Source organism: Paenibacillus phyllosphaerae, from assembly GCF_014192105.1.
Classification (GTDB): Bacteria; Bacillota; Bacilli; order Paenibacillales; family Paenibacillaceae; genus Paenibacillus_Z; species Paenibacillus_Z phyllosphaerae.
Genome location: NZ_JACHXK010000003.1, coordinates 506,637 through 527,575, shown reverse-complemented (window position 1 = coordinate 527,575; position 20,939 = coordinate 506,637). Strand labels below are relative to the sequence as shown.

The window sequence follows — 20,939 nt, the reverse complement described above, 5'->3', positions numbered from 1 at the left end:
AACTCTGATCCTTATGCCTCGCGGCAAAAATCCACGACTTCCCGATAGGACAGATTACCGCCGAAAATATCCAGCGCGCTGCCGATCGTAATCCCGAGTCTACCGCCTGTCAAGGAGCGGAAACGTTCCAGATCCTCAATCGACCTCGCTCCGCCCGCGTACGTTGTCGGTATTGTAACCGAATCGGCCAGCAGCGTTACCAGGCTCTCGAGAATTCCGGTCCGTTTGCCTTCGACATCGACCGCATGAACCAGATACTCGTCGCAATATTGCTCGAGCTCGCGCAGGTTGTCCGAATTCACCTCGAAGCTGCTGAACGTCTTCCACTGATTGGTAACGACATACCACCGGCCGTCCTTCTGCTTGCAGCTAAGATCGATGACGAGACGGTCCTTGCCCACGACTTCGGCTATTCGATTCAGCCGGTCCATATCAAGGATGCCGTCATGGAAAATATGCGACGTTACGACGACATGCGAAGCGCCGGCTTCCAAGTAACGCCATGCGTTATCCGCCGTAATCCCGCCGCCGACCTGCAAGCCGCCTGGGTATTCCTTCAACGCCGCCAGCGCCGCCTCTTCATTGCCGCCGCCCAGCATGATGACGTGCCCGCCGCGCAGTCCGTCCCGTTTAAACATGGCCGCATAATAGCTTGAGTCATGCTCGGAGACGAAGTTCTCGACGACTCCGCCCTCCGCTGCCGCGGCTGTCAGCGTCTCTCCGACAATCTGCTTTACTTTGCCGCCGTGCAAGTCAATACAAGGTCTGAATTCCATTCTACTGTACCTCTTTCTCCTCATTCTTCGTTGCCGCTGCGGATGATGCAAGCTCTTAAGCTAATCGCCGCTTCCGATAATCGCGGCTTCGCCTACAGCTTGTACGTTACGCGTTTCACGATCATCCGGTACAAGCCAAATCCAATCGCTGCGCCAATCGTGTTGAGCAACAGATCGTCTATATCTAAGCTGCCCCGTTTGCTCACCAGCTGAAGGCTTTCAAGCACGATCAGCACGCCCATAAATTGAAGCACAAAGCGCAGCCACGTCTGTTTCCACAAGACGGGCACAGCCAGTCCGAAAGGAACGAACACCGCTATGTTGCCGATGACGTTGATCGCCCACGTGCGAAGATCGAAATGGTCCGCATGCTTAAAATACATCTTGATCGTGTGAAACGGGATCAAATTATAATGATAGGATGTCGTATCCAAATTCATCCGGCCAAAGCCGATAAACATCCAATACAACAGTAACACGGTATAAGCGGTAATGATCCATGCTGTCCCGCGCCTCATCGATTCTCGCCGCCTCCTTTACTGGGACGGACATGCCTTCGATCGTTGTATCCATTCTTGCGCTATTCGTTAAAGGCCCTATCCCTTGTCCACCTTATCGATATGCCGCAATCCAGCCGCTCATGCCTTTCGCGCCTTGATTAAATGAACTTCTGCAGGCAGATCAAATCGAGCCAACGGTCGAATTTATACGCGACCTCTTTATAATGGGCGACTTGCTCGTAACCATGGTTAGCGAAAATGCGCAAGCTCCCTTCATTGCTGCTGCAGATCGAAGCGACCAGCGAATGCATCCCCTGCTCCTTGGCTATCTGCTCGATGAACGGAATAGCCGCCTTGCCGATTCCCCGTCCTGTTGAAGTCGGCTCCAAATAAATCGTCACCTCGCCGGTCACTTTGAAGGCTGCTTTCTTCTTATGCTGCGTAATGAGGACATACCCCGCGTATTCCCCGTCATCCATGATGACATAGGAACGGTAGAGTTCGGAGGCCGGCTCGATCAGTTGGCGCATCTGCTCCGTCGTATACAGCTCCAGGTCATAAGAGACCGTCGTGTGCGCGACATAGTGATTATACGTGCGTGTTACCTGCTCCAAATACTGTTCATCGTAGGTTACGAATGTCAACTTCCCCATCATGATGTCACCTTTCCTGGCCATACGCCTAACAAAAATCTAATATTTTTTACTGCAAATTCCTAACGCTTCCTCTTTATACTTGGCGTTGCCTTGCAAACTTGTATACAGGTTGCGCAGCTTAGGCTGCCAATACACATAATATTACTATACGAAAGGTGCGACCACTATGATTTTCCGCAAATTTGTACAGATTAAGAGTCTCGCTCTCGTAAGCCTCATCGTAACCTCGCTCCTATTCATCGCCGTGATCGGCAGCATGGCCGCCGTCAATTATGTGAGCGGCAAGCGAACTTATATGAGCGAGATGACTCGGATCGGAACCACCCTCAGCGGGCAGATGGATGCGAATAACGCCCTGCTCAACGATGCTCATAAACTAGTCGAAGCGAACAAAACCGACGAGATGCTGTTCACCGCGCTGAAACGCCAATTCCAAGCGATGACGCATAACACCAGCGCTTCCAACGCCTACATGATGTTGACCGACAAAATCGAGAAAGACGGCAAAACGTATTTGACAACGATACAAGATGCCAGCGAGCCGCCAGGTACGTTATACGAAATGCCTCCGATCTTCCTTGCTGGTTATGACGAGGTGATAGCGGGCAACTCCACCCTGACCGCGCCGTATACGGACCAGAATGGCATGTGGATCACCTATCTGGCGCCCGTAATCGACGACAAAGGCGAAGTGCTTGCGCTGTTCGGCTTGGATTTTGACTACGATCAGGTCGAGCATGACCTTCAGATGAAGCTATTGAACGCTGTCGGTATCGGTCTAATTGCAGCAGCCATAGCCGTTGCGCTTATGTTATGGCTCATTCGCTCCGCGATCAAGCCGCTTCGTACGCTTGCCCATGTTTCGAAGCAAGCCGCTTCCGGAGATTTGACGGTATCGATACCGGTTAAAGGGCAGAATGAGATCGCTCAAGCCGCGCAATCGTTCAATCAAATGATTCACGAACTCGGCCAGCTTACCGCGCACATTAAAGAGACATCAGGCGAAGTCTCCCGCTCCGCAACCGATCTGCAGCAGAGCGCGGAACAGACCGCATTGGCCACGCAGGAGATTGCCGAATCGATTCAGGAAGTAGCAGGCGGATCCGAGACTCAGCTGCAAAGCTCGCAAGATTGCCAGCGGGCCATGACCGAGATGGCTGTAGGCATTCAGCGAATTGCCGAATCTTCATCCGTCGTCTCCGACCTGGCCGCCGAGACCAGCTATAATGCGAGCGAAGGTCAAGCCGTCATGCGTTCCACCGTTGCCCAGATGCAGGCAATCGAACAGAATCTGGTCGAATCCGTCGAAGCGATTAACAATGTCGCCCAGCTCGGCAGCCGCATTAACGAGATTCTGGCGATGATTAGCGATGTTGCGAATCAGACGAATCTGCTCGCATTGAATGCTTCGATCGAGGCCGCCCGCGCGGGCGAACATGGCAGAGGATTCGCAGTCGTGGCGACGGAAATCCGCAAGCTTGCCGAACGTTCCAAGGAGTCGTCCGAGCAGATCTCCGCCATTCTCAAAAATACGGAAACGAGCATCAAGGAGTCTGTCGTTTCCTTGACGCACACGACGACGGAAGCGCGCGCAGGATCCGATATCGCGCACCAAGCCGGCGAAACGTTCCGAACGATCGTCGAATCGATCCGCCAGGTATCCGAACAAGTGCAGGAAGTCTCTGCGGCTTCCGAAGAGATGTCGGCCAGCAGCGAAGAGATCGCCGCTTCGTTGATGGAGCTTGAGCGTATCGCCTCCGGCTCCTCCATGAACGCCACGCGCGTCGCTGCCTCCTCGGAACAGCAGTTGGCTACGATGGAAGAGGTCGCGAGTTCGTCCGATCATCTGCGTCACCTAGCCGATCAGTTAAATCATGCCGTAGGCCGTTTCAAAGTCTAGTCTTAGTAAGCAATCACCGTTAGAATACACCCGGATCCCGGAGCACTTGCCAGTGGACGATCGGCTGACCATCGGAAGCGATCGACATCGTCCCTGTATAAATGTGCGCCTGATCCGGGTTTTCTTGATAATGCCGGAGGACGGCGTGATGTATGTGCGAGGAATGAAGGGAGGCTAGTTCTGCTATTTCATGCCACCCGAGCTCCCCCTCATCCGAGGCGACGACCTGATCATGCTTCACGCGGCCAAAATAAATAAACTGCTGGCGGATCTCGTCTTCCTTCAGCCGCAGCAGCACATATCGAAGTTGCAGGTTCTCCAAGTCGGATGCGGCAAGGCCAGTCTCTTCTTCAATCTCCCGCAAGCATGCCGCATAAGGATCATTCAGTTCCTCCGGCTCCAAATGTCCGCCGATGGCACTATAGAAGGGCACTGTCTGCCGCTGCCAGCGCGAACCGCGCTTGTGCATGAGCAGTATCTTCGTGCCATGGAAGAGAAAGGCCGCTGCCATCTGCCTTGTTCGAATCGCCATTACGAAACTGCCTCCCCGCCGCTTTCTATCACTCGATCTCCCTTGGTGGTCGGATTCGAGATGACGAGAAATTCGACCGGCAGCTGCGAGCGGTTATGGATGCAATGACATAAACCCCGTTGCACTTCGATGCCTTCCTGGGCATTCAGCGTTATCTCCTCTCCTTCGATCTCCATGACCGCCTCACCATGCAGTACAAAGAAAAATTGCGTCGCTTCCCGATGATAGTGACGGACCTCCTGCGTTCCTGGCGGCATCAGCTCATGGATGACACTCTGTTGCAGGCGCTGCACCATTACCCAGCCGTCGCAGTCCGCTCCCCATTTGTAATGTTCGGCATTATGTTTGCTGATCTTCATCTCGTTCACCCTTCTTCACGTCGTTAAGCTGGATCGTTAATATAGCCGCTGCTCGTAGCTTTCTCTCAGACCATCGGCAACTTGCTGCTCCCGAATGCCTGCATCGTTCACATGGTCGGCAATGATTCTTGCCGGTATGGGCAAGTCCGCCTGATCAAGCCATTCCTGCGGGTTCCATATCGCGGAACGAATGAATGCTTTACCGCAATGCATATAACACTCTTTCACCTTCACGCCGATGCCGAGTTTCGGTACTTTGTCATGCGCGGCCGTCGCTGCCATAAGCGATGGATCTTGCGTCAGACAGGCCTCCCCGTTAATACGAAGCACTTCCTGAAGCCCCGGGATAAGAAAGATCAGACCAATATGAGGATTCGATAACAGATTAAGATACGTATCCATTCGACGATTGCCGGGACGTTCAGGGATGACGAGATATTGCTCATCCACCACGTGCACGAAGCCCGGCGCGTCTCCTCGAGGCGAGACATCGCAAGCGCCGGATGCATCCGGGGTCGCCGCGAACAAGAGCGGGGACTGTGCGATAAAATGCCGGCAGTGTGCATCCAACCGATGAATCACTTTTCGCTGTACGATTGCATTGGGATGACCGAGCAATTCGCGGAGTTCCGCTTCGGATTCGATACGCTGCTGGAATGGACCCATTACGACTCGCCTCCTTCCAGCTCCTGCAGGAGCGGCCAATCCGCCCGCCAGTTCTTGCTACTTACTCGTTGCCGATAGTAGTCCCGGTTAAGGAATAACGGACTCTGGCGCAGCTTCAGCGCGAATAAGTCTTCTAGTCCATAAGGAGCGCAGAAGTGAATACGATCTTCTTCGTCGATTCTCGCGCCTATCGCGGTAGCCGTCTCCGGCCAGCGGCTCAGCGCATCTTCAAGCGAGTCGTACGGCGCATCATCGTTGCGCAGATGCATTCGCGCTTGATTTTTGACCGACCAGCTCGGTCGTCCCGTCGCTTGGATCAACCGCTGCTCGTAAGCAAGATCGCGCTCTTCCCCGAGTTGGTCGCGATTATAATAGACGACATCGATATCGGTATGCTTGTCCCTTGCGTCGTATCCGTGCAGAACATCCCATGCATAGTTCCGAATGTAGCCTGCGCTGATATAGGCTTCTTCAGGAACAATCTCCCGCACCAAGCGCAAATCTGCCATCAATCGCGGGTTCGCTTCTATCAGGGATATTAGCCGCTGCTCTTGCATCTTCATCTCTCCTTCTCCAAGCCCTCTTACTAGACTGCATTTTTTTGTAATATTCGAAATACTATCATAGCTCGTAACATTTGGAAACCGGCTGCCCAAGGACGTTTAGGCAAAAAATAAAAACAGCCCCTTCGCTGAACCACGGATGCATGGTATGCGAGGGAGCTGCCTGATTACGCCTTAAGGCGTCTATACAATTATAACTTCGATCGCTTTCTCCTTCAGTTGCGCAAGCGTAAGCTCGTCGATGCCGCGATCCGTGATCAGCGTATGGATCTCCTGCAGATTAGCGACATGGGTGAACGCCTGTACCCCGAACTTGCTGGCATCCGCAAGCAAGTAGACATGATCGGCCATGCCGACCATCTTGCTCTTCACGCGCGCCTGCAGCTCGTGGGACTCGCTGATCCCCCGCTCCATATGCACGCCTTTGCAAGACAGGAAAGCTTTGTCGACATGATAGCTCTCGAGCGACCGCTCGGCGAGCGGCCCGACGAACGATAAGGAGCGCTGCGCCAGTTGGCCGCCCGCCGCGATCACTTGAATCTTCTCTTTGGTGCTGAGCTCGGTGGCAACCCGGATCGAGTTGGTCAATACCGTAAGCGGCATATCCGGCAGACTCGCCGCCATGTACCAAGCCGTCGTGCTGGCGTCCAGCAGAATGCGATCTTTCGGCGAGATACAATTGACCGCTTCGGCGGCAATCCTTCTCTTCTCATCGGCGTGGATGATCTCACGCTCTGCGTACGGGGTTTCGCTATGCTGTTCCTTCACGCTGACCGCACCGCCGTGCGAACGCCGCAGCTTGCCCGTCGCCTCTAACTTATCCAGATCACGCCGGATCGTCTCTTCGGTCACTTGACAGATCTCGCTGAGTTCGGTGACTCGAATGCTGCCGCGTTCATTGACCAGCTGCACAATTCGCTCATATCGTTCTGCTACGAGCATCGCTTCATCAACCTCTCTTCCCCCTGCCTGCTGTCTCACGCGGCATGTTCGTTGCCTGCGCATGCCATAACGCTAGCTCAAGCGTACACTAAGCAAGCGGATGAGCCATGACCGACATAAGCGCGTTCTCCGCCTGCGTGGCATCCAACCGGCTGTATTGGACAACGACAGGGATATCGCTAATAAGTTCTATCGCATAGGGAACACCGACAGGAATCGATTCCCCGTTCTTGGCTAATGAGCTTGTGCGGACATGCTTCGTTCTCCGTCCGGGTATCACGACCAGAATATCCTCAATCGGTTCGCGGTCCTCGAAAAAAATCGTCAGCTTCAACAGCGCTTCTTCCGAAGAACAGTTCAATACGCAGATCGATTCATGGCTAAGGAGCGTGCCCGCGCTAGTCGGTGGGATATATCCATCCGGAATAATCCAGTGTTTCATGCCTTTCGCTTGCTTCATCGCTTAATTCCTCCCGTATAATAGCATAAGAAAATGGCTTAGGCATAGATGAGGTTGTTTTTATTTTTGTTAACATCAGTTTAACATCTTTGAATATGTTTGAATATATTTATTTACTGCTATTTTACATTGAAAATCAGATCTGAACGATAAATAAGAGCGGTAACCGCATCGGTCACCGCCTTGCATCCACAGATTCAGCTGTAAAAAATCAAATTGATTCCTCCCTGATCCAGAATGGAGGAAATGCGGTCCCGCAGCAAGGAGCCTTCGCCGATATCCCATCTGGCTCTCAAATAGGTAATCGCCTCGCGTCGCAGATCGTCGTACTTCTGTTTCTCCTTCTTATGCTCCTTCGTAACATGACCGGAATAGATGAAGGATGAGATCGCCACGAGCAAGAAAAAGGTTGAGGCGGTGCTGCTGCCCAAATAACTGATAAGCTCAAAGACGTTCACGTTCGATACCAGACTAAGCTTGTACAGCCAGACCAAGATGATAATGGCCACGCCGCTGTTGATGATGGCCAGCAAGATCTGCATCCTTTTTAGGCCATCGACTTTTCCTTTGCGCTTAATGACTTCATGAATAACGCCTTTGGCATCTTCGGCAATCGGCAACGCCTCGATTTGCTCGCGTATAGATGGCATATCCATCACCTCAATGGATATATATGCGGCTTGGCCGAAAGCTGAACCGCTCTTTGACGTTATTCCATTTTCGTATTGCGAAGCACCATATGAATATGATCTTCCCACACGCCATTAATACGCAAGTACTTGATGGCCCGGCCTTCCTCATAAAAGCCTAACTTCGCAACGACGCGCAGCGATGGTTCATTGTGCGGCATAATATTGGCTTCGATCCGGTACAAGCCCATTTCCGTGAAAGCATGCTCGATCAGCGCTTGCAGCGCCTCCGTCATAAGACCTTGATTGGCCAGCTCCCCATCGATCCGGTAACCGAGATAACAGGATTGGAACGCACCGCGAACGATATTGCTCAGTGTAGCCGTCCCGATCACCGTCTCTGGCGCATCCTTGTGGAATAACCAGAGTCTAACCTGCGTCCCCACCGCCTCAAGCCGCTGGTCAATGCCCAGCAGCTCTTCATGATGCTCCATCGTATAGAAGCTATCGTCCCGTTTAATCTCCCACGCTTCCAGAAACTCGCGGTTCCGATGATAATAATCACGTACAGCATCTGCAGCCGAACCATCGAGACTGCGAAGAATCAGGCGTTTCGTTGTCAGTGTAGTCGTCATGACGTTCTCCCTTTATCTTATTGTTTATCAATGACATTCAGGCTACTTCAATCGTTTGACGAATCGGATGCCGTTATTGCGATAGCCCAAATGCTGATACATGCCGTGCGCACGCTGCCGCTCCGGCTTATTGCCGCTCGTAAGCATCATATCGCCGGCGCCTCTTTCCCGGCCCCAGCCTTCGGCGAAAGCCATTAACGCTTTCCCGATCCCCCGGCCCTGCATAGATTGCTTCGTCACGATTAGCGCAACCTGCGCGGTCGGATTGTCATATTCCATGTTCCAACATAATCGCAGGGCGATCAGCCCAGCTACTTCTCCGGATGCATGCGCGACATAGACGTGAAGCGAGTCGTGTGCTTGTATATGACCGAGCCGTCTGGCTACTGCTTCGTGCTCCGAAGGATATCCCAGATCCGCCATAAGCGCCGCGACGCCGGCCAAGTCCACCTCTTCATAAGGTTTAATGGAGATCATCGTAGTCCTCCCGCTTGTTCTGCTGCTTGATTATTTCTTTGAGCTCCCGTACTTCTTCCAATAGTTCTCTAACATAGTGCGTGTTCTTGGAGTTGTCAATCCCTACCTTGACGACCAGCGCGCCAAGAATGAAATAGATAATGATCATGGCGAGAACACCCAAGTCTGATCACTCCTTTGCTCGATAACGAGATTCGGACGAATCGAACCGCCTATTGATTATACATTCCTCACAGTAAATACAGGATATATTTTCCATAACCAATTAGAACACGAGGTGCATTCCGCCCTGTTCGTCCTGTTATGGTATAATGATGCGATTACGATTTTCAGACGAAAAGGAGTATCTTGCATCGTGCGTGCCTCATTACCTAAATCCTTCATTAATCAAATGCAGCATCTGCTTGGACATGAGACGGAGCGTTTCCTCCAAAGCTACGATGAGCCTCGGACATACGGACTGCGCCTCAACCCGCTTAAGTACGATCAGCACGAAGAGCTGCTAGGCGAGCTCACCTCGCTGTTCACCCTAAGCCCGATCCGCTGGTGCAGCAACGGCTACTATTACGAAGAATCTGCAAGGCCAGGCAAGCATCCCTACCATGATGCCGGGCTCTACTATATTCAAGAACCGTCCGCGATGACGGCCGCCGCGCTGCTCGATCCGCAGCCGGGCGAAGTCATCCTGGATCTTGCGGCAGCCCCAGGCGGCAAAACCACGCAAATCGCAGGCGCCATGAAAGGCCAAGGCCTGTTGATCGCCAACGAAATCCATCCGGCGCGCGCCAAGATCTTAAGCGAGAACGTGGAACGGTTCGGCATCGCGAATGCCATCGTCACGAATGCCGCTCCCGACGAGCTGAGCCGCCGCTTCCCCGCCTTTTTCGACCGGATCATGCTGGATGCGCCTTGCTCCGGCGAAGGGATGTTCCGCAAAGACGAACAAGCCATTGCCGAATGGTCGCCTGAACATGTGGCGATGTGCGCCGCTCGTCAAACTGATATTCTGGAGCATGCGGCGATCATGCTGAAGCCGGGTGGACGTCTCGTCTATTCGACCTGCACGTTCAACCGCTCGGAGAACGAAGAGGCCATCGCAGCCTTCTGTCAGCAGCATCCGGAATTCTCCGTCGTGGAGACGGAGCGGGTGTGGCCGCATCTCGTCAGGGGCGAGGGGCATTTTGTTGCCGTGCTGCGCAAATCTGCCGAGGCGAACGATGCGCTGCCAGCCACGAGTGAAACGCGAGCTAAGAAATCAGGCAAAGCCAAACGATCGGAAAGCAAAGAACGGCCATCTTCCGATATGGCGTTCGTCCAAGCATTCGCAGCCGAATCGCTCCCCGGCGGGCTTCCCATCGGTCCCGGTGAAACGGTTCGTTACGGCGAAGCGCTCTATTGGCTGCCTCAAGGAGCAGGCAGCAGCTTAATCGCGGCAGCTGATCTGAACGGACTGAAGGTCCCGCGTCCGGGCTTGCATCTAGGGGATATGAAGAAGAACCGGTTCGAGCCAGCCCATGCGCTCGCGCTGGCCATCTCAGCCAACCATGCAGCATGGGTACAGTCCTATGCGGCGGAAGCGCCGGAAGTTCACGCCTATTTGCGCGGCGAGACGCTGCCTGCTGAATCGGGTCATACCGGCTGGGGGATCGTAGCCGTAAACGGTCTGCCCCTCGGATGGGGCAAAGCAAGCGGCGGGATCGTGAAGAACCATCTGCCCAAAGGTCTGCGCCGCTTCAAATAACCTGCGCAGCCATCATGAACGGTTAGCAGCCCACCCTTCGTCTCCAGACGAACGCGGCAATGGCATATGGACATTCGCCTAATTATGTTCGCACCCGGGCTAATGTCCAATCGCCAACGGCGGTATGGCATATATTATCGTATACCGAGTGCCGAGAGATGAGACAAAGGAAAGCAACACGGCGTCGGAAATTTCTTATATGGGAGGAATTTCAATGTCCGGTGTACACGGTGGAGGCTTCTCAAGCGCAGGTTTGATCTTGGTACTGTTCATTCTGCTGGTAATCGTAACTAAAGGCGTACTGTACTAATCAACACCTTGCCATCGCAGTGCAAAAGCCGAAGGGGATCTCCCCTTCGGCTTTTCGCATTCAAACGGCTATGACCACGCATAACCGCGCAGCGCTTGCGCAACGCCGTTCTCTTCATTCGATGACGTGATAACGTTCGCGGCCGCCTTGACCGCTTCGGGCGAGTTGGCAACGGCTACGCCAAGTCCGGCGAAGGTCAGCATGCCGACATCGTTGTAGTAGTTCCCGATCGCCATAACACGGCTCGGGTCAACGCCTCTAAGGTCGGCCAGCTGCTTCAATGCCGACGACTTGCTCGCGAGCGGATGCTGGACGTCGATGAAGAAATCTCCGCTGCGGATGTGGTTCAGCCCATGCGACCAACTATTCCATGCGTTTTCCACTTCATCCATGACATCCTGTGTGCCGAATACGGTAAACTTCACGAGCCCTTGCGGCAGCGGGGAACCGAACGGTCCTAAGATCGGTTTAACATTGAACTGGCTGTACATGGCTTCCGCCGATGGTCCGATAGATTCCGTCATCAGCTCGAACGCCGTATTGATATCAAAATGATGCCCGCCCTCGCGGCAGTAGGCGATGAACCGCTGTAATTCATCGGGTAACAGATCGTACTGGTGAAGCACCGCCTTGCGGGCAGCATCCACCGTAGCGGCGCCATTGTGCGTAATAATCGTGCCGGACAAGCCCAGCTCCTCGAGCACGGGCAGCGTATTGATCGGACCTCTGCCTGTACAAAGGACGATCTCGGCTCCTAGCTTGGCCGCTTCGCGTACGGCTGCGCGCGTCTCCTCAGTCAGCTGATGGGCGTCGGTCAAAAGCGTGCCGTCGACATCAAGCGCAATCATGTCATAATGTAATGCCATCGATATGCTCCACTCTTTCTATTTGAAGGTTTGCAGACTAACGTTTGGATTTCGCGGCGTGTTCGCCCCGAACCGCCATCAGCTGCTCCAGCTCGGCTTCGGTCAACAGCCGATAGGATCCCAGCGGCAACGATTCGTCCAACTGCAGTGGCCCCATGGATATTCGGCGCAAGTAAATCACCTTTTTGCCGACTGCCTCGAACATCCGTTTCACCTGATGGAATTTGCCTTCGTGAATCGTAAGCGTAATGCGGCTAACGACCTCATCCTGCCGCGTCTCTTTATCGTTAATGATCAGCTGCGCCGGCATCGTTTCGTAGCCGTCGTCCAATGTAACGCTCTGCGCGAACGCCTCGATATCCGCTTGTCCGACATCGCCAAGGACGTCTGCTTCGTAAGTCTTGGGCACATGCTTCTTCGGCGACAGCAGATCATGGGCGAGCTGGCCGTCATTCGTGATAAGCAGCAGCCCTTCGGTATCCTTGTCCAACCTGCCGACCGGGAACGGCTGCAGCACTTGATCCTCCGGGTCGAGCAAATCAATGACCGTCCGGTCGCGGTTGTCTTCCGTCGCGGAGATTACGCCCTGCGGCTTGTTCATCATGACGTAGATAACATCCCGGTACAATACTTCCTCGCCGTCGATGACCACTTTCGCCTGATCGGGATCGAGCTGCATCCCGCTGTCCTTGGCCTTAACGCCATCCACGGTGACTCGCCCTTGCTTGACCGCCAGTTTCACCTCGCTCCGAGAGCCGAAGCCCATGTTCGAGATCAGTTTATCGAGCCGAATTCGTTTCGCCATTTACATCCACCTCCATCCGGCCGGCAGCTCGTTCTTCAGCATACCGTCACCGCTATATTTGCCCCAGCCAATCGGCTGATGGTCGACGCATACCAATACATATCCTTTGGCTACGGGAAGACGGTCTGGCTCCAGCGCCAGCGTCTCACCTTTCAAGTATCGAAGCGTATCCGATTCATCCGATAGCAGCTCAAGAATCGAGCCAGCCTCCATCTCGCGCAGTCCCAACGCAAGCGGATGTGAAGGGCTGAAGCGATGCGCTCCCGCTTCGCCTAAGTACCAACCGGCACGCACCACGTGCAATCCATCCAATGACGGGATGCCGTACGGCTGCAAGTAGAGTCTCGAGCCAAAAGCGACCAATCGTCCCGGCCAATCGGATGCGGTTGGCAGATGACCGCTCGCAAAAGCTTGCCACGATGCGACGGGATCGACCTCCGCAGCCTCGCGTTTATGCAGCTTCTGGCCGCTGTGGCGGTCACGGCCGCCCTTCGCGCCTTTGGCCTCGGAGCGAAGGGAACGATCGCGTCCCGCCGGATTGGGAGCAGACTTCGACTTGCGCTGCCCGCGACTGTCCTGCTTGGCGGACTCATCCGGCAGATCGCGATTCGATTGACGTTCTGCGATAGGTTGATCGGACGCGTCTGTAAGGCGTTTGCGAAGAACTGCGGCATAGTGCCCTTCGCCTTCGGTCAAATGCGGCCACAATCTGACCGTTCCGGCCACGCTCGCCAGACGCTCCTCGCTTAAGGGAGCCCGCAGCTCTTCGCTGATCCAGTCGGGACGGCCTGCCGCCCAACCGTAGCGAAGTTCAACCGCTTCTACCTCCATCTCCGGATGATCAGCAAGCAGCCTTGCGATCTGCCACTCATTCTCTTCCGGCGAGAACGTACAGGTCGAATAGACGAGCGTTCCGCCGGGAGCCAGCATCGCGGCGGCATGTTGCAGGATGTCCTTCTGCATAAGCGAGCAGCGCTCGACGGAATGCTTCTCCCATTCCGCGATCATGGACTCGTCCTTCCGGAACATGCCTTCGCCCGAGCAAGGCGCATCCACCAAAATGCGGTCGAACCAGCCCTCGAACACGCGTGCGATAGCGGCAGGTTCCTCGTTCAGTACGATTGCGTTACGTACGCCGGCCAGCTCCACGTTCTTGGCCAGCGCCTTCGTCCGTTCTCTGGCATTATCGTTGGTCACCAACACGCCACGGCCCTGCAGCTTCGCGGCTAGTTGCGTCGACTTGCCTCCCGGGGCAGCGCACAGGTCGAGTACCCGGTCTCCCGGCTGGACGTCCAGCAGTTCCGCAGGAACCATGGCGCTCGGCTCCTGGATATAATACAGCCCCGCATGGTAATGGGGATGTTTGCCCGGACGGTCCTGTTCTTCGTAATAGAAGGCCTCCTTCGTCCATGGCACAGGCGTTAGCCGCTGCGCGAAGGGCGATATGCGCAGAAACTGGTCGGTCTCAAGCTTCAATGTATTCACGCGAAGGCCGTACTTCCGCGGTCGTTCATAGGAGGCCAGGAACGCCTCGAACTCTTCGCCGAGCAAGCCTTTCATTTTATGCCGAAATTTCTCAGGTAGCAAGATGCCCATGATGATAGGTAGACTCCTTTATTAAACTTCGATCCATGCTGCATTCCCACTCTTACGATTGTGAAAGGCAAGTCAAAGATCGCAGCGTACATATTGACTAAAGTTGGAAACTAACGTTTTTTTATTGATTCGTCTTATTGTATAATAAAGCCGTTAGCTTGACCAATATTACCTGTCCATTCGGAGGTCGATCATCATTTCCACGAAGAAGAAAACACACACGTATGCAAGCAGCAAGAACAAGAAATCGAGCAGCAAGCCTTTCATTATTTTCGCAGTCATTCTGGTCGTTATCGTCGCACTGCTCGTCGTCGTGAATAACCAGACCAAGAACAATGTTTACGGCAAGAGTACCTCCGAACTTCAACCCGATACGAAGGCGCTTCTTGATGACGAGAATTATCAGAACATCATTCTGCCTGACGAGCTTGAACAGCTGAAATCGGACAAGAAGAATTTCTTCGTCTACTTCTTCTCGGCCAGCTGTCCGCATTGCAAGTACACGACGCCTTTCTTGACGCCTCTGACCGAGGAACTGGACGTAGATATGAAGCAGTTCAACTTGCTCGAATACACGCCATACTTTGGTAAAGAAAATATCGAATACACGCCGACGCTCGTCTATTACGAGAATGGCGTGCAAGCCGACAAAATCGTAGGCGGTATCAAAGAGCCGGGAACCGACACCGGCAACACCATTGAAGATTACCGCGCCTTCTTCGAGAAGTACAAAGCGAAGATCAATGCGCCCGTAAAGGATGATGCCGCGTGATGAAGCGCCTTACGCGCGAAGCCGATCGGCAGCCCGAAGCTCAATCCCGCCGCAGCGCGGTCAAGTGGCTCGTCTCGTTGTCAGCCCTAACGATATCCGCTGTCGTCGTTCTCTCTGCATGCAGCAGCAGCGGCGACAGCAAGCAGCACCAGCACGGTTCCGAGCTGTTCGAGACGACGGAATCCTTTGCCGTAGCCCCAAGCTTCCTGACCGATTACAGCAAACTGACCCAAGATCTGTATGCGCAGGTCGGCAGCGTCGCAGAGATCTTGAAGGAGATCAACTGCTATTGCGGCTGCATGGACGACGCGGAGCGGAAGCATGACTCCCTCTATCGTTGCTATATCGGGGAGACTGACGAAGATTCCATCACGTGGACCAACCATAGCGCTAGCTGCGGGATTTGCATGGAAGAGCTTGAGGACATCATCGAGATGAACAAGGCAGGCAAGACGACGGACGAGATCCGCGATGCGATTGACGCCAAGTTTAAGCCATCCATCTGAATCTCGTAGCAGGCCAACAACCCCCGGCCGCTGGTGATCGCCAGCAGTTCGGGGGTTGTTCTTGTTTTGCTTCGTGACCTTAAACTAACTGTCTGCCGCTTCAGTCGCCTGAACGGATTCGCGAACGATCAGATCGCCATAGAGCAGCACTTTCTCGATCGGCACGTCCGGATTGCTAAGCCTGCGCAACAGCGTCTCCACAGCTCGTCTGCCCAATTCTTCCTTCGGCACATTGACCGTGCTTACGGCCGGCTCGCATTGCGCGCTCTCCTCGGTGTTATCGAATCCAGTAACCGATATTTCCCCCGGCACGTTCACGCCTAGCGAAGAGAGTACGGCAATCACTTGAATCGCATGCGAGTCATTGGCGCAGACGAACGCGGTTGGCAACTGCTGATGTTCCATCAATGACCGTATACCAACCTCTATGTCGCTTTCCAATTCAATTGCCTGCATAGCCTCGATTTCCCGTGGCAGCGGAATCTTGTATTCTTCCAAAACCGCTCTATAGCCCATATAGCGGTCATAGAAGCTGCGAGAATAGAACGGGCTGCCGACGAAACGGATATTACGATGGCCAAGTCCGATCAGATGGGTGGTTACCCGCCGCATACAATCATAATTGTTCATGAAGATCGTATCGCACGGGACCAACGCTTCCTCATGATCGATCAGCACAAACGGAATACCCGCATTGCGTACGTCAAGCAGGACGCGGTTGGCGATCAGTCCGATCCCGATCATGCCCAGCACCGCGTTCGGATTGATGACATTCAAGAAGTAGTCCGTGTTGTATTCCGTCACCATCATGACGCCCAGTCCCTGTTCCTCGAGCGCGATCGTGACCCCGTCGATAATTCGGCCCCAATACAAGGAATCCCTGTTCTGGAACCTCACATTCGGTATGAGCACAATCACCGTCATCTTGTTGACCGTCCCTGACGTTTCGCGTTCCTGTGATACGCCTGTCCCCTGCTTCAATCTTGCATGCCGCTGAGAGTAATAGCCCAGCATGGCAGCCGTCTGCACGATTCGCTCTCTCGTCTCATCGCTGACGCCGGGCTTGCCCGACAGGGCTTGGGAGACGGCGAATTTCGATACGCCGACTTGATCGGCGATTTGCTGCATCGTAACCTTCTTCATGTGAACACTCCACTTGTTTGCTTAATGTAGCTAATTTTATCATAACAAATGAGAGAAACATAGAAAAAGGTCTAATGTTGCCCGATGCTTGTCGATCGCGCCTGGAAATACGTGACAGAAAACGCAAAAAAGCTTGGAACCTTCGCATTCCATGCTGCCAAGGTCACAAGCTTCTTGTCCGTTCTTATCCATTATTGTTCTTCTTCGCGCGGCTGATCGCCACTTTAATCTCATCGGCCAGCATTCGAATGCCATATGCATCCTCCTGCTCCCACAATTCGTTGAACCGAAGCTGGAATTGTGCGGCTTCGCGAACGCGATGGAAGAAATACAGATCTTGAATATCGCTAAGGACGCTGGATACCATATTCGACTTCTTTTCGAAATCCATTTGGGCGTCCAAAATTTCTTGTCTGATGCTAGACATTTCCGTATCCAGCATAAAGGCGGCCTCGGATGCTTTCTTCAGCCGCTCGCGCACCTCGTCCGGCAAGCTTTCCTTATACTTGTAATTGAGCGAATGCTCGATCGTCGCCCAGAAATTCATCGCGAGGGTACGAATCTGGATCTCAGCGAGTACATTCTTCATCCCCAGCGCCGTCTGAACGGGATATTCGACGATCATATGGAAGCTCCGATATCCGCTCTCCTTATAATTCGTCACATAATCCTTCTCATAAACGAGCGTTAAATCTTTGCGGGCGCGAATAATATCCGCCACGCGGCGAATGTCGTCCACGAATTGGCACATAATGCGAATGCCCGCTATATCTTCGATCCCGGTATCGATTTTCTCGGCCGGAACGGAAAGCCGCTTCGCTTTCTCCAGAATGCTCGAAATCTTCTTCACGCGCCCTGTGACGAATTCGATCGGCGCATACGCCTCGCGAACTTTAAGCTCCGTCCGCAATGTCTTCAGTTTAACCTTCAATTCTTCTACCGCTTGTTCATAAGGCTGTAAAAACAGGCTCCAGTCTCTACCGTCCATCCAGCCGCCTCCTGTTCGTTACCGATAATCTGCTCCAACCGCCTCTGTGATGGAGACGAATCCGTCTTCCGCCAGACGCTTGCGAAGACCAAGCGCCAGTTCATTCAGCAATTCGGGTCCTCGATATATAAGCGCAGTATAAATTTCGACTAAACTCGCACCAGCGCGAATTTTATCGTATGCGTCATCCGCTGTAAAAATGCCGCCGGAACCAATAATAGGCAGTTTGCCGCCCGTCTGTTTATAAACCGAACGAATAACGGCCGTCGAGCGGTCTTTGAGCGGCAATCCGCTTAAACCGCCGGTCTCCTTGGCGTTCGGATGGCCTAGCCCCTCGCGGCTGATCGTCGTATTCGTAGCGATAATCCCGGATACTCCGCTCTGCGATATGGTATCTACGGTATACGCCAGCTGCTCATCCGTCATATCCGGTGCGATCTTAACCAGAACCGGCTTCTGACCTCTGCCGCTCTTCTTCGCTTGAATGGCCATCTCTTCCATAACGGTTGTAAGCAGCAACCTAAGCTCATCGCCGTGCTGCAACGCGCGAAGGTCCGGCGTGTTCGGGGAACTAATATTGACAACGAAGAAATCGCCGTACGGATATAGTTTCTGCAGGCAAGCGCGGTAATCCTCGTGCGCAAGCTCATTAGGCGTTACTTTGTTCTTGCCGATGTTGACGGCGATCGGTATTCGGCGCTCGCGTACGGCTGCCAGGCGCTCGGCCATCGCATCCGCACCGTCATTGTTAAAGCCCATCCGATTAATCAGCGCTTCATCCGACGGGAGCCGGAACAAACGCGGCTGATCATTGCCTACTTGGCCTTTAGGCGTTACCGTGCCAACCTCTGCGAAGCCAAAGCCGATGTTCGCGAACATGTCGACAGCCTTCGCATTCTTATCCAATCCCGCTGCCAGACCAATCGGATGCGGAAATTTCAGTCCGAATAAATCTACTGCAAGCTCTTGGTAGTCTTTAACCCCCCACATGCCCCGCGCAAGACCAGGTATACCAGGAATCTTCCCTGCCGTATACAGGCCGTCAATCACCATATGGTGGGCTTTCTCCGCATCCAGCCTGAAGAAAAAAGGCTTGGCCAGCTTCGTGTACAACAACTTAACATCCACTCCGTTCTCGTTAGCTCTACCTGACAGTTTATCGTGTTCTGGCCTAAAAAGAAAGAGCTATACCCATCTAATGCCTTTTTTGCGTTGCAAAATGCGACAAACGATATTGCCCATCTTTGCGCAAACGGTTACAATATAGACACATGTACCAATTTTTAAGAGAAGGGTTGATCCGCATGAGCCATCCGAAGAAAAGACCGCCGACACTTAAAACCAAACCGAAGGAGCAAGTGAATAAGAAGGCGTTGGTATGGATCATTTCGAGCTTTGCCGTACTTGTCATCCTCATGGCCGTGCTGCTCCTCACAACGTAACACTTCTTACTTCTAAACCGATAGGGCCGTCCGTTAATCCAACGGACGGCCCTCATTTGTTTGATTCCCTAATTCGTGGCGAATAGCTTCTCGCGAATCAGCACGGCTTGCGCTTCGGGCAACCATTGCACGTCCAGCCCCGCTTCTTCGGCGAAGAAACGAACCGGTAAGAACATCCGGCTGCTGTGCGTGAATGGAGCATTGGCAAGCGTAATCACGCTTTCGGTCTGTCCCGATTTCTTGCGGATCGTTGTGGCCCCCGGAACAACGGTATAACTGAGATCGCCTTTGGACAGTACCGTACTGGCCTTCGTATAGGCAACCTTAAAGCCCAGTTTCTCCGTTAGAATACGCAGCGGCACGAATGTCGTGTTGTTCACGATCAATGGCTCAACATCGCTCGCCAACTCCTGCTCATTGAGCAGCAAATGGATGGAAGCGTCCGCCTTCAAGTTCGCCGGCACTTGGTACTTCTGCACGATGCGAACGACGTTATTGCCAGCGTCGGCAACGGCAAAGCTATCATTCCCGATCCATGTGACATCGGTAGGCGAATGGAAGCCTGCCGCGGTTGCAATGCCCTCCTGCTCGCCGTCTTCATCCGGCGTTCCCGCAACAGTCGTTACCATGCCATCCTTTAAGTAACGAATGACGTGATTGAGCGAATCGGCGATAAGCAGTCCGCCTTCAGGCGTAACAGCCAATCCGCGCGGGGCGTGGAAACGGGAATCCGCGGCAGTCCCGTCTGCGTAATCCCCTTCCGCGTAGAAGTCGCCATTGTAGCTAACCGCTGATCCCGAGGCGCCGCCGGCGACGGTCGTTACCGTACCTTTGGCAAAATCGATATAACGAATGCGCTGATTCCCCGTATCGCTTACATACAAGTTTCCGCTGCTGTCCACTGCCAGACCGCTTGGTTCGTTGAACTTTGCTTGACTAAGCGAACCGTCCGCAAAGTCTCCCGCGTATTCAAAATCGCCAGGCTGCACTTCAATGACTCGTTTCGAAACGTTGCCGATGGTGGTGACAAGATTTCCTTCGATTTTGCGGATGACATGATTCAGCGTATCGGCGACATATAGGATTCCGCTGCTCGAAACGGCTACATCCAACGGATGATAGAATTGCGCCGATGTAACATTCCCGTCTGTGCGTCCGAGAACGCCATTCCCCGCAATAGTCATCACGTTGCCGTTCTTATCGAGTTTACGGATCGCATGATTGTCGGAATCCGCGAAGTAAATGTTGCCTTGACCATCCTTGGCAAGTCCGGCGGGATGATTCAACACCGCCGCATCTTTGCCCCCGTCATTCATCCCGCCAAAAGGAACGTTCAACTCGTCCTCTCCCCATGATAGGCCGGCTAACGTGCTCGTCGTCCCGTTCTTCACCGTTAAGCGAATACGCTGATTCTGCGTATCACTGACGATCAAATTTCCGCCGGCTGAATCATAGATCAGCGAAGTCGGTTCATGGAATGCGGCTTGAGCAGCATCGCCATCTTGAAACGCATATTCGCCTGTGCCGGCAAGGGTATGGATTTCAAGTAAATGGCGGCTTGCCAGCAGCGTGCTCGTCGAAGCCGCGCTTGCAGTCGTTAAACTCCCGGTAAGGAGAGTGACCGCTGCCGCCGTCATAATGGATGTCTTCCACTTCTTCATGTCGTTGTCCTCTC

General features: G+C 53.6%; 26 protein-coding genes. 6 read left to right on the top strand and 20 right to left on the bottom strand.

Annotated elements, in window-relative coordinates; genetic code table 11:
• Positions 1-11: 11 nt before the first annotated feature.
• The 3 genes from hisA to FHS18_RS10080 all read right to left on the bottom strand — a co-directional run bounded on the left by hisA (position 12) and on the right by FHS18_RS10080 (position 1,932).
• Positions 12-776: a phosphoribosylformimino-5-aminoimidazole carboxamide ribotide isomerase gene (gene hisA, locus FHS18_RS10090; RefSeq protein WP_183599586.1), complete on the bottom strand. Its 765-nt coding sequence runs from the start codon at positions 774-776 to the stop codon at positions 12-14.
• Between the two features lie 92 nt (positions 777-868).
• Complete coding sequence (locus FHS18_RS10085) at positions 869-1,294, bottom strand: VanZ family protein (protein WP_183599584.1); 426 nt, start codon at positions 1,292-1,294, stop codon at positions 869-871.
• A 140-nt stretch (positions 1,295-1,434) separates the two neighbouring features.
• Positions 1,435-1,932: a GNAT family N-acetyltransferase gene (locus tag FHS18_RS10080; protein ID WP_183599582.1), complete on the bottom strand. Its 498-nt coding sequence runs from the start codon at positions 1,930-1,932 to the stop codon at positions 1,435-1,437.
• Between the two features lie 166 nt (positions 1,933-2,098).
• Between FHS18_RS10080 and FHS18_RS10075 the strand changes: the two genes are divergently transcribed.
• Positions 2,099-3,832 carry a methyl-accepting chemotaxis protein gene (locus FHS18_RS10075; RefSeq protein WP_183599580.1) on the top strand — a complete coding sequence of 578 codons (1,734 nt, stop codon included), beginning with the start codon at positions 2,099-2,101 and terminating at the stop codon, positions 3,830-3,832.
• Positions 3,833-3,851: 19 nt separating this feature from the next.
• Here FHS18_RS10075 and FHS18_RS10070 read toward each other — a convergent pair whose 3' ends face one another.
• From FHS18_RS10070 to FHS18_RS10025, 10 genes are all read right to left on the bottom strand, one after another.
• On the bottom strand, positions 3,852-4,364 hold the full coding sequence (locus FHS18_RS10070) for an NUDIX domain-containing protein (RefSeq protein ID WP_183599578.1): 513 nt from the start codon (positions 4,362-4,364) through the stop codon (positions 3,852-3,854).
• Entirely contained in the window at positions 4,364-4,723 is a 360-nt protein-coding gene (locus tag FHS18_RS10065; protein ID WP_183599576.1) for a cupin domain-containing protein, read from the bottom strand. Before FHS18_RS10065 ends, FHS18_RS10070 begins: the two co-directional genes overlap by 1 nt.
• Before the next feature lie 36 nt (positions 4,724-4,759).
• Complete coding sequence (locus FHS18_RS10060) at positions 4,760-5,389, bottom strand: pyridoxamine 5'-phosphate oxidase family protein (protein ID WP_183599574.1); 630 nt, start codon at positions 5,387-5,389, stop codon at positions 4,760-4,762.
• Complete coding sequence (locus FHS18_RS10055; protein ID WP_343060483.1) at positions 5,389-5,952, bottom strand: nucleotidyltransferase family protein; 564 nt, start codon at positions 5,950-5,952, stop codon at positions 5,389-5,391. Before FHS18_RS10055 ends, FHS18_RS10060 begins: the two co-directional genes overlap by 1 nt.
• A 183-nt stretch (positions 5,953-6,135) precedes the next feature.
• Positions 6,136-6,894, bottom strand: a complete 759-nt coding sequence (locus FHS18_RS10050) for a DeoR/GlpR family DNA-binding transcription regulator (protein WP_183599572.1) — start codon at positions 6,892-6,894, stop codon at positions 6,136-6,138.
• An 88-nt stretch (positions 6,895-6,982) separates the two neighbouring features.
• Complete coding sequence (locus FHS18_RS10045; protein ID WP_183599570.1) at positions 6,983-7,354, bottom strand: sensory rhodopsin transducer; 372 nt, start codon at positions 7,352-7,354, stop codon at positions 6,983-6,985.
• Positions 7,355-7,551: 197 nt separating this feature from the next.
• Complete coding sequence (locus tag FHS18_RS10040; protein ID WP_183599569.1) at positions 7,552-8,004, bottom strand: DUF2663 family protein; 453 nt, start codon at positions 8,002-8,004, stop codon at positions 7,552-7,554.
• A 59-nt stretch (positions 8,005-8,063) separates the two neighbouring features.
• Positions 8,064-8,618, bottom strand: coding sequence for a GNAT family N-acetyltransferase (locus FHS18_RS10035; RefSeq protein WP_183599567.1), 555 nt, complete (start codon positions 8,616-8,618; stop codon positions 8,064-8,066).
• Positions 8,619-8,660: 42 nt separating this feature from the next.
• Complete coding sequence (locus tag FHS18_RS10030; RefSeq protein ID WP_183599565.1) at positions 8,661-9,095, bottom strand: GNAT family N-acetyltransferase; 435 nt, start codon at positions 9,093-9,095, stop codon at positions 8,661-8,663.
• Entirely contained in the window at positions 9,082-9,258 is a 177-nt protein-coding gene (locus FHS18_RS10025) for a hypothetical protein (protein ID WP_183599563.1), read from the bottom strand. Before FHS18_RS10025 ends, FHS18_RS10030 begins: the two co-directional genes overlap by 14 nt.
• Before the next feature lie 228 nt (positions 9,259-9,486).
• On the opposite strand from FHS18_RS10025, the gene FHS18_RS10020 reads away from it, so the two are divergent.
• Positions 9,487-10,836 (top strand): RsmB/NOP family class I SAM-dependent RNA methyltransferase, encoded by a 1,350-nt coding sequence (locus FHS18_RS10020; protein WP_221401272.1) that lies wholly within the window; start codon positions 9,487-9,489, stop codon positions 10,834-10,836.
• 214 nt (positions 10,837-11,050) lie between these two features.
• The gene (locus FHS18_RS10015) at positions 11,051-11,146 is read left to right on the top strand and encodes a dihydroorotate dehydrogenase (RefSeq protein ID WP_183599561.1); all 96 of its coding nucleotides are present in this window, start codon (positions 11,051-11,053) and stop codon (positions 11,144-11,146) included.
• 68 nt (positions 11,147-11,214) lie between these two features.
• On the opposite strand, the gene FHS18_RS10010 is transcribed toward FHS18_RS10015, so the two are convergent.
• Genes FHS18_RS10010 through FHS18_RS10000 form a run of 3 tightly spaced genes read right to left on the bottom strand, consistent with a single transcriptional unit; the run spans position 11,215 to position 14,413 of the window.
• Positions 11,215-12,012, bottom strand: a complete 798-nt coding sequence (locus tag FHS18_RS10010) for a Cof-type HAD-IIB family hydrolase (protein WP_183599559.1) — start codon at positions 12,010-12,012, stop codon at positions 11,215-11,217.
• Positions 12,013-12,049: 37 nt separating this feature from the next.
• Positions 12,050-12,817: a pseudouridine synthase gene (locus FHS18_RS10005; protein WP_183599557.1), complete on the bottom strand. Its 768-nt coding sequence runs from the start codon at positions 12,815-12,817 to the stop codon at positions 12,050-12,052.
• The gene (locus FHS18_RS10000; protein ID WP_183599555.1) at positions 12,818-14,413 is read right to left on the bottom strand and encodes an RsmB/NOP family class I SAM-dependent RNA methyltransferase; all 1,596 of its coding nucleotides are present in this window, start codon (positions 14,411-14,413) and stop codon (positions 12,818-12,820) included. It lies immediately after the preceding gene.
• A gap of 313 nt (positions 14,414-14,726) precedes the next feature.
• Between FHS18_RS10000 and FHS18_RS09995 the strand changes: the two genes are divergently transcribed.
• Together FHS18_RS09995 and FHS18_RS09990 are read left to right on the top strand one after the other, a co-directional pair.
• Entirely contained in the window at positions 14,727-15,185 is a 459-nt protein-coding gene (locus FHS18_RS09995) for a thioredoxin family protein (protein ID WP_343060481.1), read from the top strand.
• The gene (locus tag FHS18_RS09990; protein ID WP_183599553.1) at positions 15,185-15,691 is read left to right on the top strand and encodes a PCYCGC motif-containing (lipo)protein; all 507 of its coding nucleotides are present in this window, start codon (positions 15,185-15,187) and stop codon (positions 15,689-15,691) included. Before FHS18_RS09995 ends, FHS18_RS09990 begins: the two co-directional genes overlap by 1 nt.
• A gap of 84 nt (positions 15,692-15,775) precedes the next feature.
• On the opposite strand, the gene FHS18_RS09985 is transcribed toward FHS18_RS09990, so the two are convergent.
• The 3 genes from FHS18_RS09985 to FHS18_RS09975 all read right to left on the bottom strand — a co-directional run bounded on the left by FHS18_RS09985 (position 15,776) and on the right by FHS18_RS09975 (position 18,938).
• The gene (locus FHS18_RS09985) at positions 15,776-16,834 is read right to left on the bottom strand and encodes a LacI family DNA-binding transcriptional regulator (protein ID WP_183599551.1); all 1,059 of its coding nucleotides are present in this window, start codon (positions 16,832-16,834) and stop codon (positions 15,776-15,778) included.
• A gap of 184 nt (positions 16,835-17,018) precedes the next feature.
• Positions 17,019-17,822, bottom strand: a complete 804-nt coding sequence (yjbM, locus tag FHS18_RS09980) for a GTP diphosphokinase (protein WP_183599549.1) — start codon at positions 17,820-17,822, stop codon at positions 17,019-17,021.
• A gap of 18 nt (positions 17,823-17,840) precedes the next feature.
• On the bottom strand, positions 17,841-18,938 hold the full coding sequence (locus FHS18_RS09975; protein ID WP_183599695.1) for a quinone-dependent dihydroorotate dehydrogenase: 1,098 nt from the start codon (positions 18,936-18,938) through the stop codon (positions 17,841-17,843).
• A 188-nt stretch (positions 18,939-19,126) separates the two neighbouring features.
• On the opposite strand from FHS18_RS09975, the gene FHS18_RS09970 reads away from it, so the two are divergent.
• A complete protein-coding gene (locus FHS18_RS09970; protein ID WP_183599547.1) occupies positions 19,127-19,264 on the top strand; it encodes a hypothetical protein in 138 nt (45 codons plus the stop codon).
• 68 nt (positions 19,265-19,332) lie between these two features.
• Here FHS18_RS09970 and FHS18_RS09965 read toward each other — a convergent pair whose 3' ends face one another.
• The gene (locus FHS18_RS09965; RefSeq protein WP_183599545.1) at positions 19,333-20,925 is read right to left on the bottom strand and encodes an NHL domain-containing protein; all 1,593 of its coding nucleotides are present in this window, start codon (positions 20,923-20,925) and stop codon (positions 19,333-19,335) included.
• Positions 20,926-20,939: the final 14 nt, after the last annotated feature.

Excerpts from the sequence above, each read along its gene's own strand:
- FHS18_RS10050 (WP_183599572.1), bottom strand. The coding sequence starts at position 6,894 with ATGCTCGTAGCAGAACGATATGAGCGAATTGTGCAGCTGGTCAATGAA.
- FHS18_RS09990 (WP_183599553.1), top strand. The coding sequence starts at position 15,185 with ATGAAGCGCCTTACGCGCGAAGCCGATCGGCAGCCCGAAGCTCAATCC.
- FHS18_RS10040 (WP_183599569.1), bottom strand. The coding sequence starts at position 8,004 with ATGCCATCTATACGCGAGCAAATCGAGGCGTTGCCGATTGCCGAAGAT.
- FHS18_RS10075 (WP_183599580.1), top strand. The coding sequence starts at position 2,099 with ATGATTTTCCGCAAATTTGTACAGATTAAGAGTCTCGCTCTCGTAAGC.
- FHS18_RS10010 (WP_183599559.1), bottom strand. The coding sequence starts at position 12,012 with ATGGCATTACATTATGACATGATTGCGCTTGATGTCGACGGCACGCTT.
- FHS18_RS10055 (WP_343060483.1), bottom strand. The coding sequence starts at position 5,952 with ATGAAGATGCAAGAGCAGCGGCTAATATCCCTGATAGAAGCGAACCCG.
- FHS18_RS09965 (WP_183599545.1), bottom strand. The coding sequence starts at position 20,925 with ATGAAGAAGTGGAAGACATCCATTATGACGGCGGCAGCGGTCACTCTC.
- FHS18_RS10045 (WP_183599570.1), bottom strand. The coding sequence starts at position 7,354 with ATGAAGCAAGCGAAAGGCATGAAACACTGGATTATTCCGGATGGATAT.
- FHS18_RS10015 (WP_183599561.1), top strand. The coding sequence starts at position 11,051 with ATGTCCGGTGTACACGGTGGAGGCTTCTCAAGCGCAGGTTTGATCTTG.
- yjbM (WP_183599549.1), bottom strand. The coding sequence starts at position 17,822 with ATGGACGGTAGAGACTGGAGCCTGTTTTTACAGCCTTATGAACAAGCG.
- FHS18_RS10080 (WP_183599582.1), bottom strand. The coding sequence starts at position 1,932 with ATGATGGGGAAGTTGACATTCGTAACCTACGATGAACAGTATTTGGAG.
- FHS18_RS09970 (WP_183599547.1), top strand. The coding sequence starts at position 19,127 with ATGAGCCATCCGAAGAAAAGACCGCCGACACTTAAAACCAAACCGAAG.
- FHS18_RS10035 (WP_183599567.1), bottom strand. The coding sequence starts at position 8,618 with ATGACGACTACACTGACAACGAAACGCCTGATTCTTCGCAGTCTCGAT.
- hisA (WP_183599586.1), bottom strand. The coding sequence starts at position 776 with ATGGAATTCAGACCTTGTATTGACTTGCACGGCGGCAAAGTAAAGCAG.
- FHS18_RS10060 (WP_183599574.1), bottom strand. The coding sequence starts at position 5,389 with ATGGGTCCATTCCAGCAGCGTATCGAATCCGAAGCGGAACTCCGCGAA.
- FHS18_RS10020 (WP_221401272.1), top strand. The coding sequence starts at position 9,487 with ATGCAGCATCTGCTTGGACATGAGACGGAGCGTTTCCTCCAAAGCTAC.
- FHS18_RS10070 (WP_183599578.1), bottom strand. The coding sequence starts at position 4,364 with ATGGCGATTCGAACAAGGCAGATGGCAGCGGCCTTTCTCTTCCATGGC.
- FHS18_RS10030 (WP_183599565.1), bottom strand. The coding sequence starts at position 9,095 with ATGATCTCCATTAAACCTTATGAAGAGGTGGACTTGGCCGGCGTCGCG.
- FHS18_RS10005 (WP_183599557.1), bottom strand. The coding sequence starts at position 12,817 with ATGGCGAAACGAATTCGGCTCGATAAACTGATCTCGAACATGGGCTTC.
- FHS18_RS10000 (WP_183599555.1), bottom strand. The coding sequence starts at position 14,413 with ATGGGCATCTTGCTACCTGAGAAATTTCGGCATAAAATGAAAGGCTTG.
- FHS18_RS09985 (WP_183599551.1), bottom strand. The coding sequence starts at position 16,834 with ATGAAGAAGGTTACGATGCAGCAAATCGCCGATCAAGTCGGCGTATCG.
- FHS18_RS10065 (WP_183599576.1), bottom strand. The coding sequence starts at position 4,723 with ATGAAGATCAGCAAACATAATGCCGAACATTACAAATGGGGAGCGGAC.
- FHS18_RS10085 (WP_183599584.1), bottom strand. The coding sequence starts at position 1,294 with ATGAGGCGCGGGACAGCATGGATCATTACCGCTTATACCGTGTTACTG.